Here is a 16,382-nt window from a genome sequence, read left to right on the forward strand (position 1 = left end):
CTTGATCAGTCCGCGCGAGGCGGGCTGTTCTTGTCGGCCTCGAGGGCCTTGTCTGGGCTGATCGCGATTTCTGCACCCTGTTTGAGCTTCAACTGGCCGGCGGTCACGACCTGCTCGCCACCGTTCAAGCCCTTGTCGATCACTACCCAGCCATCGCGGCGCTCGCCGGTTTCGACAAAGCGCCGATCAGCGATCAGCACGGGGTGACCTTCGGCGTTTTTCTGGACTTGGCCGTCCTCGGCCTTTTTCTCGGCGACCACATACACCGAGTTACCGTACAAGGTGTAAGTGATGGTGCTTTCCGGCACGACGATCGACGGCCTGGGTTCTGGCAGCAGCACCTGAAGTTTGGCGAACATGCCGGGTAGCAATTTGCCGTCCGGGTTGGCCAGGGTGCCGCGCACCATCACGTTGCGGGTGGTGTCTTCGACCTTGGGGTTGATGGCGCTGATGCTGCCTTCAAAGGATTGCCCGGGATAAGCCGCGACACTGACCCTGATCTTCTGCCCCAACGCCAGTTTGGGGACCTGTTGCTCGGCGATAAAGAAGTCGACGTAGAGGCTGCTCAGGTCCTGAAGTGTGGCGATGACAGTGCCGCTGGCCAAGTAATCGCCGACATCAATCTGGCGGATGCCGATGGTGCCGGAGAAGGGTGCAGCGATGCTTTTTTTCGCCAGGGAGGCCTTGAGCTGGGCGACGGTGGCCCTGCTTTTCAGTAATACGGCATTGAGGCGGTCGAACTCGCCCTTGGAGATGGCCTGGCTGCCGACCAGTTGCGCGCCGCGACCGTAGTCGACCTGGGCCAGGCCCAAGTCCGCCTGGGCGGTGCCGAGCAAGGCGGTTTCGACATCGCTGTCGAGTTGCAGCAAGGGTTGGCCAACCTTGACCTTTTGGCCGGACTCAAATTGCACGGCCTTGACGGTGCCGGCGACTTCCAGGCTCAGGTCGACCCCTTGCAGGGCCTTGAGGCTGCCCACTGCCGGCAAGCGGATCTGCCAGGCGCGCTGTTCAGCCGTGGCGACGGCCACGCTGACGGGTGGCTGGGGCACGGAGAACTGCTGTATTTGCTGGTAGACAGAAAAGGCTTTGTAGCCCCCCAGTACCAGTACGATCAGCAACACAACCCCTAGCATGATCAACATGCGGCGTCGCAGCATATTCCAGTTCCTTGGAAAAAGACGTTGTAAGCAGGCGCGCACCTTATTCCTGCGCAGGAGGCAACGCCAATGTGCAATATTGCGAAATATTACCCTTTTGACCGCGTCTGAGAAGTCAGTTTCTCGATGTTTACTTCAAATCAGGTGCAGATGGTTGTCCCAGAGCCCTGCTGGCAACTGTAGCGGTGTAGCTGCAAGCTCGGCCTGGGTGCAATCGTAGAAGCGGCAGCGACCTTGGCCGGAAGTCACCACAAAACCATCCTTGACGGCGCCCACGCCTGCGCAGTCCGGCAACGGGGCATCGAGGCGCACGGCGGCGGTGTCCAGGTCCCAGATGAAAAAGCGATTGGCACGCGGCGCCGTCAGCGCCACCAGTCGCAGGTCGCTGTGAACGGCGACACTGGCGGTGTAGTGGGCCATCGACTGCAACTGCTGCTCGCCAACCGGGAAGGCCTTGAACGACTCGCCAGGTCGCTTGATGGCCAGTAGTTCTGCGGTTTCATGGGACGAGCCCATGAATTGCTGCCCGGCGACGACGGTGCCGTCAGTTGCGATGGCCAGGTGACGTACGCTGTTCATCGGCTGGCTGAGGACTTCCTTGCTGATCAGGGTGCCGTCGCGTTGCATGAGCACCAGGCTTGGCTCCATGGCATCGAGATTCATCTCCACACGGCTTTCGGCCTCGGTGCGGATGCCGCCGTTGGCCACCACCAGGGTTTCGCCGTCCGGCAACCACGACACCTGATGTGGACCGATGCCGTGGGTCGAAATCTCACCGCTGTGTACCAACCGCTCGCCCTCGAAGCGGTACACACCCAGTAATCCCCGACCGGGGTCGGTGGTGTCGTTCTCGGTGGTGTACAGCCATTCGCCACTTTGATGGATCACTGCGTGACCATAGAAGTGGCGATTGGGCTGCGAAACCACGGTCTGCAGCAGCGTCCCGTCACGTAGATCAACCAGGTAGCTTTCGGTCCAAGGCCTGCGTGCGACAAACAGGGCAATGGGCAGTTGCGGGTGGTTGATGATGTCGTGGCAGCGCTGGGCGACTTGCGTTGCGAACACTTGGCTGCCGTCCAGCCGATAACCGACGGCATAGTGGTTGCCATCGCTGTCGTCCCTTGCCGAAAGCAACAGGGGTTGCTTGTCCTTTGCCTGGAACAGTTTCCAGCCACCCAGCGTCAATGCGCTGAGCAGCAGGCTACCTACCGCGAGGACCTGACGTCGCAACATGATCAGTCACCGTCGTTGGCGTTGAAGCCGAGTTGAATATTCAGGGCCTTGGCCAGATCGCCTTCATGCAGGCGATGGACGACATTGAGGCGTTCGTAGAGATCGTTCAGCTGTTGGCGACCCGCCTCGCTGTCGAGCAATTCGGTCAGCGTGCCTTTAGTGTCGGCAAAGTGCTTGAGTGCATCGGCATAAGCGGCGTCGATCTTGTCTGACAGGGCCTTTTGCTCTTTGGGCAACAGGCCGCGCAGGCCTTTGTTGTCCACACCTACCCAGACGGTCTGGGCAGCGGTCAGGCTGGCTTCCAGGCTCTTGAGCGACGACTGGCTGCGCCAGGCTTCGGCCTGCATCGGTTGAGCGATGCCTTTGGTCTGGCGGCCCATGGGCGTACCGAGCTTTTTCTTCAGGGTGTCCAGGGCGGTGACTTGGGCGCGCAGCAGGTCGGCAATGGCTTCGTGCGAATCGGCATACCGCTGGTTCGGGAACTTGGTCATCTGAGCGAGCATGCCGTCTTGGGTGTTCCAGCCGCTGAGGATTTCTTCAGCCAGGAGCTTCTGACGCTCGCCGATGGCGACCAGCAATGGGCAGTAACGGGCTTTTTGGGCCGCATCGGCCACATCGGGCTTGCTGTCGAAAAGGATGTATTCGTAAGCGGAGAGGCCCTGGACCACGACGCTGGACTTGGCCAGGGAGGCGGCGTCTGGCGGCGTTTCGGCATTCGCGATTTGCTCGACCTGACGGCCGACCAGGTTCTTCTTGTCTGGCCAGAACTGTATTTGCCAGGCGCGGTTGCCCTCAGCCAATGGCCCGATCAGCAACGGTTGCAGTTCGGCCCAGGCTTTTTGCGCATGCAGGAAGTCGGCGCGGGCTGTCTCCAGGCTGGATTTGCCTTCGCAGAAGGCCAGGGCACTGACGGCCAGCTGGCGGTCAGCTTCAACCCAGCGGCTGTAGGTCGGCAGGATGACCTGCTGGGCGATGGCAGCAGAGGTCACGGCCTGCGGATCTTGCGGTGAGCAGGCGCCCAGGGCGAGGGCGGCAAGGCTGGTGAACAACAGCTTGGGACGGAACATGTCCGGCTCCTTTTCTCTAGAGTGAGTTCAAAAACGCCAGCAGCGCAGTGCGCTGATCGGCATTGAAAGTCAAAACTTTTTCTTGGGCCGCCTGGGCTTCGCCGCCATGCCAGAGCACGGCTTCGAGGAGATTGCGGGCTCGGCCGTCATGCAGGAAACGGGTGTGGCCGCTGACCGTTTCGGTCAGCCCAATGCCCCACAACGGCGCGGTGCGCCAGTCGCGGCCACTGGCCTTGAATTCGGTACGGTTGTCGGCCAGCCCCGGCCCCATGTCGTGCAGCAACAGGTCGCTGTAGGGGCGAATCACCTGATTGGCCAGTTCGGGCTCGGCGGCAGTGGCCGACGTCGTGAAAGCAGGGGTGTGGCAAGCTTGGCAGCCGGCCTGGAAGAACAGGTTTTTGCCGGCCAGGACTTGTGCGGAGTCGACATCGCGGCGTACGGGCACGGCGAGGTTGCGGGTATAGAACAGCACCAGGCGTTGAATGTTGTCGCTGACTTCCGGTTCTCCTTCGGGTCCATTGCCGTTGGGAGCGGCCAAGCAGCCGGTCTGGGCGGAAGTGCAGTCATCGAAGGGCCGCAGGGTGGTGGTCAGGCCCAAGTCACCCGAGAACGCGTGAACGTTTTGTTGATCCAAGGTTGGTTGGCCGGCTTTCCAGCCAAACCGGCCAAGCACCGTCTTGCCCAGCGCATCGTCCCAGACTTGATTGGGTCGGCCCTTGATGCCGTCACCATTGCGGTCCTGCGGGTCGGCGTTGGCCAGGATCGCTTCCTCAGGTATTGCTTCAAGCAGGCCCAGGCCAATCATGGGCGGCGCGATGCGGGCCGAGAATTGGGTCTGGGGGTGCATCGGGCCATAGCCCAGTTGGGTGATTTTCAGCGTCGGGCGTTGCAGCTCGACCTCGGTGCCATCCTTGAAACGAACGGTAACCGGACTGTAGTCAACCCGTACCTTGCCTTCGGGGATAACGCCCGGTACGGACATGTCTTGAAATTGGCCGCCATACACAGGTTCCGGCACGATGCCCATGCGCTCGATCTCTTTGGCATAGGCCGGTGAGTCGGGGATAGACAAGCGCACCAGCATCGATACGGCGTTATGGTCGAAAGGTTCGGGCGGATGACCGCGGCCGTCCTTGATGTGGCAGTTCTGGCAGGCATTGGTATTGAACAATGGGCCCAGGCCATCGCGCGCGGTGGTGGTCGCGGGGGCGATCACCCATGGGTTCTTGAAGAAGCTGTTGCCGACACTGAAATCCAGGCGGCGCAAGGGCGTCAGATTGGCTGATGGCATGGAAAAGGCATTCTGGTCGCGCCTGTTCACGGTCGCACTGCCGCCGGCTTTGGATTCGCCAGGTTCTGCCTGGGTAAAGCGCGGGGCGTCGTCACAGCTTGCCAGCAGCAAGGCCAGCAACAGCAAGGACAGACGGGAAAACAACAGGGGCATCGAGAATCCAGACAAGCGGGTAAAAACGGAATGTAGGAGCAAGGCTTGCCTGCGATGAAGGCAACGCGGTCTTTACATAAACCGTGTTGCCTTCATCGCAGGCAAGCCTTGCTCCTACAGGTGACCACGCCGCGATGAAGTGGGTGAGCCGCGGTGAGGCCACCGCGGCGTATCAATCAGACCGCGGTGCTTTCATCGCGCCAATCAGAATTCGTGATCGGCGCTGTCGGGGTTCAGGTCATTGATGCCCAGCTTGCCAGCCGCCTGCTCGATGGAGCCGGTCTGCTTGACCAGCGAAGCAATGGCGTCACTAACGATCTGCTTGCCAGCGGCGTTGCCTACGGCGATCAGTTGGTCGTAGTGCTCGCCTTTGTTGGCGTGGTCAACGATGACTTGCATCTTGGCTTCGGTCGCTTCCAGGTCCGCCTTCAGGGCCGCGTCCGCAGCGGGGTCAGCCTTGGCTACCAAGGCCGACAGGCTGGCGCCGGTCAACTTAGTGCCGTCAACACGGGTGTACTCGCCCAGGTAGACGTTGCGGATGCCCTTGGCGTCATAGAACTGCGAGTTGTGGGTGTTGTCGCTGAAGCAGTCGTGCTCGTCTTCTGGCGAGTTGGCTTCCAGCGAAACTTTCATGCGTTCGCCCGCCAGTTCGCCCAGCGACAGGCTACCCATGCCGAACAGCATCTTGCGCAGGCCGCTTTCTGCAGGCTCGGCTTGCAGGGTAGCGCGGTAGTTGTCGGCGACGTTCGGCTTCCAGTTGCCGACCATTTCTTCCAGGTCGCTAACCAGCAGTTGGGTGACGGCCTTCAGGTAGGCGCGACGACGGTCGTTGTGCCCGCCGGTGGCGCCAGCGCCTTCGAGGTAGTCACTGGCAGGACGAACGCCTGCGCCTGGGCCGGTGCCGTTCAGGTCCTGGCCCCACAGCAGGAATTCGATGGCGTGGTAGCCGGTGGCGACGTTCGCCTCGGAACCGCCCAGTTCATTCAGGGTGGCCAGCTTCTCTGGGGTGATTTGTTTTACATCGACCTTGTCTTCGCCCACCTGGATTTCAGTGTTGGCAATGATGTTGGCTGAGGCCGCCGGGTTACCCAAGGCGTGCTCGTAGCTCTTGTCGACGTAGTCGATCAGGCCTTCGTCCAGGGGCCAGGCGTTAAGCTGGCCTTCCCAGTCGTCGATGATGGTGTTGCCGAAGCGGAACACTTCGCTCTGCAGGTAAGGTACGCGTGCCTCGACCCAGGCAGCCTTGGCGGCGTTCAGGGTTTGATCGTTGGGCTTGGCCAGGAAGGCGTCGATGGCGGTTTGCAGGGTTTTCGCAGTGGATTCCGCATCGCTGTAAACCGCATAGACGATATCAGCGTAATGCGCGACGACGGCTTTGGCGGCGACTTCGTCAATCGCGCCAGTTGCAGTGGCAGTAGCGGCAGCAGGGGTGGGTGCTGGTGCGGCAGCCTTTTCCTTGTTGTCGTCGCCGCAGCCGGCGAGAGAAATGGCAATGGCCAGCAGACTGGCGGTGGCCAGAGGCATACGAATCATGGCGAAATCCTGCGTCGAGAGGTTGAACAGGTGTGCAAGTGCACAAAAATCTGCGACATAATGCGAAAGATTTGCATTTTATGTAAAGGGGTTAAACGCTAATTATTCAGGGTTTCATCAAGTATTCCCGGGCCCTGACACTCGCACAGGGGCGACTGGGCTCAGAATGCCGAGACTTGATTGCGCTGCGACTGCTTGAGAAAGGCCGTCAGCTCGCGAGCTGGCAAGGGCTTGCTGTAAAGGTAGCCCTGACCCTCGTGGCAGCCTTCAGAAATGATGTAGGCCTCTTGCGCCGCGCTCTCCACGCCTTCAGCGATGACCTGCATATTCAAGCTTTTGCCCAACTGAATGATGGCGCGAACAATGGTCGCATCATCCTCATCGTCGAGTACGTCCTGGACAAAGCTCTTGTCGATCTTGATCTTGTCCAGCGGCAAGGATTTCAAATAACTCAAGGAGGAGTAGCCCGTACCGAAGTCATCGATGGCGATCAGTGCCCCTGAGCGGCGAAGGCTCAGCAAGTGCTGGGCTGCTGTGCTGATGTCTTCCATCAGGCCGGTCTCGGTCACTTCCAGTTCCAGGCTGCGCGGCGGCAGGCGGTAGATCTGCAGTAGGTTGTTGACCACCCGTGGCAACTCATTGTGGTGCAACTGCACGGTCGAGAGGTTGACCGCCATGCGCAGTTGAGCGAACCCTTGGTCGTGCCACTCACGCAACTGGCGGCAAGCCTGGTCAAGCACCCATTCACCCAGGGTAATGATGTAGCCATTCTGTTCGGCCAGGGGAATGAACTGGTCGGGCGGAATCAGCCCCAACTGGGGATGTTGCCAGCGCAGCAACGCTTCGACGCCCACCACGCTGTGATCCAGATAGCTGACCTGGGGTTGGTAGACCAGGTAAAGCTGGTCGCGCTGCAGCGCTTCACGCAAGTCCTTTTCCATTTCCCGCCGACGGCGCATCTCACTGTCGACACTGGCGATGTAGAACTGGTAGCGGTTGCGCGAACGGGTCTTGGCCAGAGTCATGGTCTGCTCGGCCTTTTGCAGCAGCTTTTCGGTGGTGGCACCGTCTTCAGGGAACAGTGTGATGCCGATCGTGGCGCGCAGCCGGATCTCCTGTTGGTCGAGGGCAAAGGGCGCCTCCAGGTCATCGAGGATGCTCTGTGCCAGCTCTGCGGCTTCGTAAGGTTGCTCGATATCGGCTTGCACCAGGGCAAGCTGATCGCCGCCCAGGCGCGCCAGGGCTCCCAAGCGGCCGCTATGGGCACGCAGGCGGTCAGCCAGGGCCAGCAACAATTGGTCGCCAACTTGATAGCTGTATTGCTCGTTGATGCTCTTGAAGTCGTCCAGACCCACGCACAGTACGGCGACTCGCCGCTGCAGACGGCCAGCATCAATCAGGATCTTGTCCAGTTGCTGTTGTAACTGCTGGCGGTTTGGCAAACCGGTCAGAAAGTCGTACTGGGCCATGCGCAGCAAACTGTTCTCGGCTTCATGACGCAAGTGGGTATTGCGCTCGATCGAGGCCAGCAGTTGGTTGGCGGTATTGATCCAAACGCCCAGCTCGTTTTTCTCATGGCCCTTGAGCAGCGGCAATTTGTGTTCGCTGGGACGGTCGGGATTGATCTGGGTGAGGCTCTCGATAATTTTCGACAGCGGCTTGGTCAGCAGCCAATGGTAGACCAGGTACAGCACCAGGCCCATGGCCAGGGCTCGCAATACACCGGAAATGAAAATGATGACCGAACTGACAATGAAATCGGTGCCGTAGGTGGCGGTGTCGAGGGTGATACGCAAGTCACCGTAATATTCGCTATAGGGGCCGCGGCCCACCAACGGCGTAGCGAATTCGCGTTGCTGGCCAAGAATCAGGTCGGTCAACCAGCGATTGGGAGAAGCCTGAAGGTCGCGGGATTTTTCCGCGAGCATGGTTTCATGGGGGTGGCCGATCGAGGCCTTGCGTACTGCCTCATCCTGGAACAGACCTTCGATAACTTGCATCGCCATCTCTCGGTCCAGGCTATAGACCGCTTGAGTCGAGGGATCGCGAAACATGTCGAGGATGCGTTCGGCGTCATTGGCGACGGCCTGGCGAATCTTGTAGGCATCGAAGACAATCTGCGCGCAGCTAAGCACCACGCCTACTATCAATGCCGATAGCAGCACGACCCTGAGCAACTTAACCGACAAGCTGTTTTTGAGCTCCAGCTTCAAAGGGTTCTTCCTTAATCCATTCCCATAGTGTCAAGTTGCCATGTGATTTTGGCTGTTTTCCCGGAGTTTGATGTTAGCGCGCTATGGCCCCGCAGCAAGAGGGGAAAAGCCCTGCGTAAATGAAAAAACCCGGCAGAGGCCGGGTTTTTTCGTGCTCAAGCGGACTTAAGCGGTGAAAGTCTTGCCTTCGAACTGCTCGGCAACGAACTTCCAGTTGACCAGGTTCCAGAACGCTTCGACGTACTTCGGACGAACGTTGCGGTAGTCGATGTAGTAGGCGTGTTCCCAGACGTCGCAGGTCAGCAGCGGGGTGTCGCCGTTGGTCAGCGGGTTGCCGGCGCCGATGGTGCTGGCCAGGGCCAGGGAACCGTCAGCCTTTTTCACCAGCCAGCCCCAACCGGAACCGAAGGTGCCAATGGAAGTCTTGCTGAACTCTTCCTTGAACTTGTCGAACGAACCGAACGCAGCGTTGATGGCTTCAGCCAGGGCGCCGGTAGGTTGGCCGCCAGCGTTTGGCGCCATGCAGTTCCAGTAGAAAGTGTGGTTCCAGACTTGAGCGGCGTTGTTGAAGATGCCACCCGAAGAAGTCTTGACGATTTCTTCCAGGGTCTTGCCTTCGAACTCGGTGCCAGGCACCAGGTTGTTCAGGTTCACGACATAGGTGTTGTGGTGCTTGTCGTGGTGGTACTCCAGGGTTTCCTTGGAGATGTGCGGCTGCAGGGCATCGTGAGCGTAGGGCAGCGGCGGCAATTCAAAAGCCATGGTTATTCTCCTAGTCAGGTCTGTTGCGGTAGGCGCAAGGCCGATCACGGGCGGCCGTACAATGCGCCGGTGAGTTTGTACCCAATTTTCGGCGCAGGGTCCGGATCATAGCACTGGGACTGGGCCATAACCACGCAACAACTGTGTGGAAAAGAGGTTCCAGAGCCTTCCCCTGCGACGGACAAGTGGCAGGTCAGCTAAAGATGAGTTGCGCGGCCACCGCGAACATCATCACCGCGACCATCAGGTCCAGCAGCCGCCAAGTGCTCGGGCGTGCCAGCCAGGGCGCCAGCCAGGCCGCGCCGAGTGCCAGGGTGAAGAACCACATCAGGGACGCGCTGGCGGCGCCGGCAACATAGGCGCCGGGCACGGTTTGCTGGGCACCGAGCGAGCCGATCAGCAACACCGTATCCAGGTAAACGTGTGGATTGAGGAGGGTCACTGCCAGGGCGCTGAGCAACACCGCCTTGCGTGAGCGCAATCCCTGGCCCTCGCCTTGTGCAAGGCTTTGAACCGAAAAGGCGCGCCGCAGTGCTTTGCTGCCGTACCAGATCAGGAACACCGCGCCCCCCCAACGAGCGACCGCCAGCAGGGTAGGGTTTTGCGCCAGCACCGTGGCCAGGCCAAATACCCCCAGTGCGACCAGCACGGCATCACAGAACACACAAAGCGCTGCCACGGGCAGGTGATGTTCTCGGCGCAGGCTTTGTGCCAGAACAAAAGCATTTTGAGTACCGATGGCCATGATCAGGCCGAAAGCGACCAGCAAACCGTTCAGGTAGCTTTGCCACATAAAAAGACTCCGGTTGAATGAACCGAAGCGGCGAAAGCAGCGGCGGTCAGGTGAAGGATTGGAAGGCATTTTCCAAGGTTTACCTGTATAAGAAAAACCAATATTGCTGATCGCTCATTAGGTAAATTCATGTTCGATTACAAATTGCTTTCTGCCTTGGCGGCTGTGGTCGAACAAGCCGGTTTCGAGCGTGCGGCCCAGGTGTTGGGGCTCTCTCAGTCGGCAGTGTCGCAGCGCATCAAATTGTTGGAGGCGCGGGTGGGGCAACCGGTGCTGGTGCGGGCTACGCCGCCCAGTCCGACGGAAATCGGCCGGCGCCTGCTCAACCATGTCCAGCAAGTGCGTTTGCTTGAACGTGACCTGCAGGGCCAGGTCCCGACGCTAGATGAAGAGGGTTTGCCTGAACGCCTGCGGGTGGCCCTGAATGCCGACAGCCTAGCGACCTGGTGGGCGGTGGCCGTCAGTGATTTTTGCGCCGAGCAGCATCTGTTGCTCGACCATGTGGTGGAAGACCAGGAAGTCGGACTCAAGCGCATGCGGGCTGGTGAAGTGGCCGCCTGCCTGTGCGCCAGCGAACGTCCCGTATCGGGGGCACGTAGCGTTGCGCTGGGGGCCATGCGCTACCGTGCCTTGGCCAGCCCGCAGTTCATGGCCCGCCACTTTCCAACGGGTTTCGAGGCGGCACGACTGCCTCGCGTGCCGGCCTTGGTGTTCGGGCCGGACGATTTCCTGCAGCATCGCTACCTGGCGTCATTGGGCATTGAAGGTGGTTTTCTTCACCATTTGTGCCCCTCGTCTGAAGGATTCATTCGCTTGACAGAGGCGGGGCTTGGCTGGGGGTTGGTACCCGAACTGCAGGTTCGGGAGCAGTTGGCCGCAGGAACACTGGTGGAGGTCATTGCCGATAAACCCATTGATGTGCCTTTGTACTGGCATCATTGGCGCAATGGTGGACAATTGCTCGCTCGGTTTACCGAGCATTTGACCCGCACGGCCGGCCAGTGGCTGGTGCCGTTGGCGGGCTAGCTGGCGTCAAGCAGTGCGTAGCATCAACAACGTAGAGTGGAGCGGTTCATGAAGATTCTGGTCACCGGCGCAAGCGGCTTCATCGGCGGACGCTTTGCGCGTTTTGCCCTGGAGCAGGGCTTGGATGTCCGGGTCAATGGGCGTCGCGCCGAAGGTGTCGAGCACCTGGTTCGGCGAGGGGCGCAGTTTGTCCAGGGTGATTTGAACGAACCGGATCTGGTCCGGCGCTTGTGCCAGAACGTCGACGCCGTGGTTCATTGCGCAGGGGCGGTGGGCAATTGGGGGCGCTATCAGGATTTTTATCAGGGCAACGTCATAGTGACCGAGAATGTGGTCGAAGCTTGCCTTAAGACTGGTGTGCGACGGTTGGTACACCTGTCGTCGCCCTCAATCTATTTTGATGGCCGCGCAAGGCTCAATATTCGCGAAGAGCAAGTGCCCAAGCGCTTCTACGATCACTATGGCAGCACTAAGCACCTGGCTGAGCAAAAGGTCTTTGGGGCGGCGGAATTCGGGCTTGAGACCATCGCCTTGCGGCCGCGTTTCGTGACCGGCGCAGGTGATGTGAGCATTTTCCCGCGCTTGCTCAAGATGCAAGAAAAGAACCGTCTGGCGATCATTGGCAATGGCTTGAACAAGGTCGACTTCACCAGTGTGCAGAACCTCAATGATGCCTTGATGAACGCCTTGCTGGCCGGTGAGTCGGCTTTGGGGCGGGCCTACAACATCAGTAATGGAAGCCCGGTACCCTTGTGGGATGTAGTCAATTACGTGATGCGCCAGATGCATTTGCCTCAGGTGACTCGCTACCGATCCTTTGGCCTGGCCTACAGTGTTGCGGCGCTCAACGAAGGCTGCTGCCTGTTGTGGCCGGGTCGGCCCCAGCCAACCTTGTCGCGGCTGGGGATGCAGGTCATGAACAAGGACTTCACCCTGGATATCAGCCGCGCCCGCCACGCACTGGATTACCAACCCCGAGTCAGCCTGTGGTCGGCGCTGGATGAATTCTGCGGCTGGTGGCAGGCGCAGATGCCGATCAAGCACTGAAGGAACCGGCTTGACACGGTGTGGTCGATTCTGGCGCGTTTTTCGCGCTTTAGATTAGGTATTATTTTGCCATTACGGCAGTTCACGAAGGTTTTCCATGCGTAAAGACGATGAGTTTGACTTGCCCAGCCTGAGCGCCGGTCACCGCGATGATGACGATGATTTCACCGGCACCTCTTCTGCCCGTGAACGCACCACCGTCTACTCGCGCACCACACCCGTGGTCAAGGTCAAGGCGCCGAGCACCGGGCCTCTATGGGCCATGATCGGTGCTTTGCTGATTGCGGTGGTGGGCCTGGGGTGGTGGAGCTTCCAGCAGATTTCGCTGATGGAGCAACAATTGGTCGCGACCCAAGAAAGCTTTGCGCGCATCAGTGAAGAGGCGGCCGGGCGTCTGCAGGCCATTTCCGGCAAGGTGGTGGCGACCGAATCTACGGCCAACAGTGGTAGCGAAGCCCTGAAGCTGGAAATTCGTCAACTTCAAACCAAGCTGCTTGAGCAAAGCAAGCAGCAACAGGGTGTGGCGGGGCAGCAGAGTGGCTTGGACAAGCGCCTGGAGCAGATCCAGGCAGCCGCCAGCGAGCAAAAGGCTGTGAACGATCAATTGCAGGCGCAGCTCAAGAGCCTGGGCGCTGACCTGGCTTCGCTCAAGTCGGCTCAGGTTGATCAGGGCAAGGTCGATGCGCAGTTTAAAAGCGTTGCCGCAGACATTGCCGCGCTGAAAAAACAGGGCAATCAAAGTGCCGCCATCGATCGCCTGGAGCAAGACATGCTGGTGCTCAAAAGCGAGCAGGACCATCGTCCAGCGGCCAGTCAAGGCGGCGGGGCGAGTGTTGCCGAGTTTGACGCCTTCCGTGGGCAGACCACGCGCAACATCAACACACTTCAGAGCCAGATCCAAAACCTGCAACAGCAGATCAGCGCTCGTCCGTAACCAGCCCCGGCAGTGCCGTTTCAGGCGCTGCCGGGTTTCCCTGGCGATTCTCGTCATTGAAATGACTTCGCAGCGAAGTGCCTGAAAAATGGCGTCAAATCGACCGCGCACTGGCCAAATATTTCTTTTTCAAACCCCCCTTCTCAAGCGCTTGGCGAAGCATAGAATGGCGGCGCTGTTCAGCGCTCCATAACGACAACATTTCGACGCCTCCCCATCATGTCCAAACCGAACCCTTGCTTGAGTTGCGGCGCCTGCTGCGCGCATTTCCGTGTGTCTTTCTATTGGGGTGAATGTACTTCTGCGAGCGGCCCGGTGCCCGATGAGCTAGTTGTCCAGGTCGCGCCCAATCGGGTTGCCATGCTCGGCACCCAAAGCAAACCCTGCCGCTGTGTGGGCCTTGAGGGTGAAGTCGGCAAGGCCGTGAGTTGCGGCATGTATGAACAACGCTCCAGCACCTGCCGGGAGTTCGATGCCTCCTGGTATGACGGCGAGCCCAATAGCCACTGCGATACTGCTCGCGCCGCCTACGGGCTGCCGCCTCTGCTACCGCCGCCCGGCTTGATTGCAGTCGTGCAGCTGGATCCGGTGGCTGTCCCAGCCCTTTAGGCGTTCGTTGAATCAATCCTGGTTGATTCTTGACTGAAAAACGGATGAGTGGTCATATGCGCGCCAGTTTCAGGTGCTCCCTGCCGCCGTGCAGGGAGTGAAACGGGAAGCCGGTGCGTCACCTCATGTGATTAGTCCGGCGCTGCCCCCGCAACGGTAAGCGAGCGAAGCATTCGATACACCACTGTGCCAACGGCATGGGAAGGTGAATGCTTCATGACCCTCGCAAGCCCGGAGACCGGCCTGAAGCCTTGTTTGGCAAACCCGCGGTGGGCGGGCGCAGGCCGGTTCCGTGGGCTGTCCTGCCCGCGATTCCTCGTGCGTTGTTCCCTCCGGGATTCATTCTTCCTGTTTCAAGTTGGAAAGACATGTCCCGAAATACCTTCTCCCAGACCCTGGCCCAGGCCGGCCTGGCGTCTTGCGTGCTGATTTCCTTGCAAACCGTTGCTGGCGAAGATTCGCCCGGCGTGCTGGCGCTGCCTTCGACGGCCATTACCGATACTGCTCGAAGCACCGCGATCACGCTCGCCATGCCAGCCACGGCCGGCTCCCGCCTGCACCTGAGCGCACTGGAAAATCCAGCCAGTACCAGCACCCTTGGCTCGGCGCAGGTCAGCAATCGCAATAATCTCACGGTACAGGATGCTGTGACCCGTTCGCCGGGTATCACCACCATCGCCGCGCCGGGTAATGGCAATACGGCCCTTTCTGCTCGTGGCTTTACCGGACATTCATCGGTGATGACATTATTTGATGGTGCGCGCCTGTACCCTGGTGCAGGTACCCTGACCTTTCCGGTCGACCCCTGGATGGTCGAGCAGATCGATGTCATTCGTGGGCCGGCCTCGGTGCTGTATGGCGAAGGTGCCACAGGCGCTGTGATCAACGTCATCCCCAAGAAACCATTCGAAGGCGAGAGGCGTAACCGCCTGCGCCTGGGCTATGGCAGTGATGGTCGCCAGCAACTGGGCCTGGACAGCGGCGGCTCGCTCAGCGAGACCTTGAGCTACCGCTTGACCCTCAACCACCAGCAAAGCCATGGCTGGATCGACCGCGGCGACTCTGAAAGCCTTGCCCTGAGTGCCGCGCTGCGCTGGCAGGCTACCGATGACTTGAGTTTTACCCTGGCCCATGAGCGCGGGGACAATGAGCCGATGAACTACTTCGGCACGCCGCTGATCGAGAGCAAGTACCACGACAGCCTGCGGGAGAAGAACTACAACGTTCGCGATGACGTGCAGCGCTATCACGATGAGTGGATGCGGTTGAACACCGCCTGGACTATTAGCGATCAGATCAGTGCCAGTAACCAGCTCTACTACATCAAGAGCCGCCGCCACTGGCGTAACGCCGAAAGCTACAGTTGGGACAGTGCCCAGGGGCAACTGCTGCGCAGTGATTTCCTGGAGATCAAGCACCATCAGGAACAGATTGGCGACCGCCAGAGTTTCACCTTCAATCACTCGTTGTTTGGTTTGGACAGCCGCACGGTTGTGGGCGCCGAGTACAACAAGATCCGCTTCGGGGTGACCAATAATTCGCCCTACATCGATGTTGGCGGGGATTTCATCGATCCATGGGCACCTGCGCCGGGTTACTTCCAGAGCCAATCGGCACTGCGCCCGCAAGCTTTCAGCCAAACCCATACCTTCGCGCTGTTTGCCGAGAACCGCACGCAGCTGTCCGAGCGCTGGTCTCTAGTGACCGGTGTTCGTCGCGACCAGAACCATATCGACCGTGACGATGAACGGGCCGACACTCGCTCGAACCGCAGCCTGAGCGGCGGTAACTGGCGCGCCGGGCTGGTGTTTGCGGTCACCAACGACCTGTCGCTGTATGGCCAGTACTCCACCAGTGAAGACGGGGTGAATAACCTCATCAGCCTGAACCCGACCCAGCAGCAAATGGACCTGACTGAAGCCAAACAGACCGAGTTCGGCCTCAAGCAATTGTTCTGGGATGGCCGGGGTGAGTGGACATTGGCGGCCTATCACATCGTCAAGAAAAAGCTGTTGACCACGGACCCTGTGACTCGCCTCGCGCAGCAGATTGGCCAGCAAACCTCGGACGGCCTGGAGGCCAGCCTGGAGCTGGCGTTGGCCCATGAGTGGCACCTATCGGCCAACGCTTCGGTGGTGCGCGCCCAATATGACGACTTCAACGAAACGTCCAATGGCCAACTGGTTTCAAGGGCCGGCAACCGACCAGCCGATGTACCTCGGCGCACGGCCAACCTGTGGCTGAACAAGGCCATTACCCAAGACCTGGACGCCGGCATGGGTGTGCGCTACGTCGACAAGCGATATGCCAACACCGCCAACACCGCTCAGATACCAGGCTACACGGTGCTCGACGCCAATATCGGCTGGAGCGTTTTGCCTGATGTTCGCCTGGGCCTGCAACTGAACAACCTGCTCGACCGTCGTTATGTGTTTGCGCAGCAGAACAGCGGCGATCAGTGGTTGGTGGGTGAGCCTCGTTCATTCTTCGTCACCGCTGACTACAGCTTCTGATGTAGGAGCTGACCTTGGTCGCGATGGCATCGCTGCGGTTTCTCAGGAAGA

Annotated in this window: 13 protein-coding genes and 1 riboswitch; of the genes, 5 read left to right on the forward strand and 8 right to left on the reverse strand. The window is 59.7% G+C overall.

Annotated elements, in window-relative coordinates; genetic code table 11:
* Nucleotides 1-5: 5 nt before the first annotated feature.
* From AC3IX4_RS05160 to AC3IX4_RS05195, 8 genes are all read right to left on the reverse strand, one after another.
* Nucleotides 6-1,157, reverse strand: coding sequence for an efflux RND transporter periplasmic adaptor subunit (locus tag AC3IX4_RS05160; protein WP_489259540.1), 1,152 nt, complete (start codon nt 1,155-1,157; stop codon nt 6-8).
* Between the two features lie 135 nt (nt 1,158-1,292).
* Nucleotides 1,293-2,390 (reverse strand): DUF1513 domain-containing protein, encoded by a 1,098-nt coding sequence (locus tag AC3IX4_RS05165; RefSeq protein ID WP_489259541.1) that lies wholly within the window; start codon nt 2,388-2,390, stop codon nt 1,293-1,295.
* Between the two features lie 2 nt (nt 2,391-2,392).
* Nucleotides 2,393-3,457, reverse strand: coding sequence for an imelysin family protein (locus AC3IX4_RS05170; RefSeq protein WP_489259542.1), 1,065 nt, complete (start codon nt 3,455-3,457; stop codon nt 2,393-2,395).
* Nucleotides 3,458-3,473: 16 nt separating this feature from the next.
* On the reverse strand, nt 3,474-4,901 hold the full coding sequence (locus AC3IX4_RS05175) for a di-heme oxidoreductase family protein (RefSeq protein ID WP_489259543.1): 1,428 nt from the start codon (nt 4,899-4,901) through the stop codon (nt 3,474-3,476).
* A 204-nt stretch (nt 4,902-5,105) separates the two neighbouring features.
* Nucleotides 5,106-6,434: an imelysin family protein gene (locus tag AC3IX4_RS05180; protein ID WP_489259544.1), complete on the reverse strand. Its 1,329-nt coding sequence runs from the start codon at nt 6,432-6,434 to the stop codon at nt 5,106-5,108.
* A gap of 161 nt (nt 6,435-6,595) precedes the next feature.
* Nucleotides 6,596-8,647 carry a putative bifunctional diguanylate cyclase/phosphodiesterase gene (locus AC3IX4_RS05185; RefSeq protein ID WP_489259545.1) on the reverse strand — a complete coding sequence of 684 codons (2,052 nt, stop codon included), beginning with the start codon at nt 8,645-8,647 and terminating at the stop codon, nt 6,596-6,598.
* 165 nt (nt 8,648-8,812) lie between these two features.
* Nucleotides 8,813-9,409, reverse strand: a complete 597-nt coding sequence (locus tag AC3IX4_RS05190; RefSeq protein WP_489259546.1) for a superoxide dismutase — start codon at nt 9,407-9,409, stop codon at nt 8,813-8,815.
* Between the two features lie 193 nt (nt 9,410-9,602).
* The gene (locus AC3IX4_RS05195; protein WP_489259547.1) at nt 9,603-10,202 is read right to left on the reverse strand and encodes a LysE/ArgO family amino acid transporter; all 600 of its coding nucleotides are present in this window, start codon (nt 10,200-10,202) and stop codon (nt 9,603-9,605) included.
* Nucleotides 10,203-10,331: 129 nt separating this feature from the next.
* Between AC3IX4_RS05195 and AC3IX4_RS05200 the strand changes: the two genes are divergently transcribed.
* From AC3IX4_RS05200 to AC3IX4_RS05220, 5 genes are all read left to right on the forward strand, one after another.
* A complete protein-coding gene (locus AC3IX4_RS05200) occupies nt 10,332-11,228 on the forward strand; it encodes a LysR family transcriptional regulator ArgP (protein ID WP_489259548.1) in 897 nt (298 codons plus the stop codon).
* Between the two features lie 48 nt (nt 11,229-11,276).
* Nucleotides 11,277-12,275, forward strand: coding sequence for an NAD-dependent epimerase/dehydratase family protein (locus AC3IX4_RS05205; protein ID WP_489259549.1), 999 nt, complete (start codon nt 11,277-11,279; stop codon nt 12,273-12,275).
* Between the two features lie 97 nt (nt 12,276-12,372).
* Entirely contained in the window at nt 12,373-13,209 is an 837-nt protein-coding gene (locus tag AC3IX4_RS05210; RefSeq protein ID WP_489259550.1) for an ATPase, read from the forward strand.
* A 219-nt stretch (nt 13,210-13,428) separates the two neighbouring features.
* Nucleotides 13,429-13,818 carry a YkgJ family cysteine cluster protein gene (locus AC3IX4_RS05215; RefSeq protein ID WP_489259551.1) on the forward strand — a complete coding sequence of 130 codons (390 nt, stop codon included), beginning with the start codon at nt 13,429-13,431 and terminating at the stop codon, nt 13,816-13,818.
* A gap of 55 nt (nt 13,819-13,873) precedes the next feature.
* Nucleotides 13,874-14,079, forward strand: a riboswitch (cobalamin riboswitch).
* A gap of 107 nt (nt 14,080-14,186) precedes the next feature.
* On the forward strand, nt 14,187-16,331 hold the full coding sequence (locus tag AC3IX4_RS05220) for a TonB-dependent receptor (protein WP_489259552.1): 2,145 nt from the start codon (nt 14,187-14,189) through the stop codon (nt 16,329-16,331).
* The last annotated feature ends 51 nt before the right edge of the window (nt 16,332-16,382 follow it).

The sequence above is a fragment of the Pseudomonas sp. KH_021 genome, assembly GCF_057838865.1.

Coding starts and splice junctions, on each gene's coding strand:
- AC3IX4_RS05160 (WP_489259540.1), bottom strand. CDS start 1,157: ATGCTGCGACGCCGCATGTTGATCATGCTAGGGGTTGTGTTGCTGATC.
- AC3IX4_RS05165 (WP_489259541.1), bottom strand. CDS start 2,390: ATGTTGCGACGTCAGGTCCTCGCGGTAGGTAGCCTGCTGCTCAGCGCA.
- AC3IX4_RS05170 (WP_489259542.1), bottom strand. CDS start 3,457: ATGTTCCGTCCCAAGCTGTTGTTCACCAGCCTTGCCGCCCTCGCCCTG.
- AC3IX4_RS05175 (WP_489259543.1), bottom strand. CDS start 4,901: ATGCCCCTGTTGTTTTCCCGTCTGTCCTTGCTGTTGCTGGCCTTGCTG.
- AC3IX4_RS05180 (WP_489259544.1), bottom strand. CDS start 6,434: ATGATTCGTATGCCTCTGGCCACCGCCAGTCTGCTGGCCATTGCCATT.
- AC3IX4_RS05190 (WP_489259546.1), bottom strand. CDS start 9,409: ATGGCTTTTGAATTGCCGCCGCTGCCCTACGCTCACGATGCCCTGCAG.
- AC3IX4_RS05195 (WP_489259547.1), bottom strand. CDS start 10,202: ATGTGGCAAAGCTACCTGAACGGTTTGCTGGTCGCTTTCGGCCTGATC.
- AC3IX4_RS05200 (WP_489259548.1), top strand. CDS start 10,332: ATGTTCGATTACAAATTGCTTTCTGCCTTGGCGGCTGTGGTCGAACAA.
- AC3IX4_RS05205 (WP_489259549.1), top strand. CDS start 11,277: ATGAAGATTCTGGTCACCGGCGCAAGCGGCTTCATCGGCGGACGCTTT.
- AC3IX4_RS05210 (WP_489259550.1), top strand. CDS start 12,373: ATGCGTAAAGACGATGAGTTTGACTTGCCCAGCCTGAGCGCCGGTCAC.
- AC3IX4_RS05215 (WP_489259551.1), top strand. CDS start 13,429: ATGTCCAAACCGAACCCTTGCTTGAGTTGCGGCGCCTGCTGCGCGCAT.
- AC3IX4_RS05220 (WP_489259552.1), top strand. CDS start 14,187: ATGTCCCGAAATACCTTCTCCCAGACCCTGGCCCAGGCCGGCCTGGCG.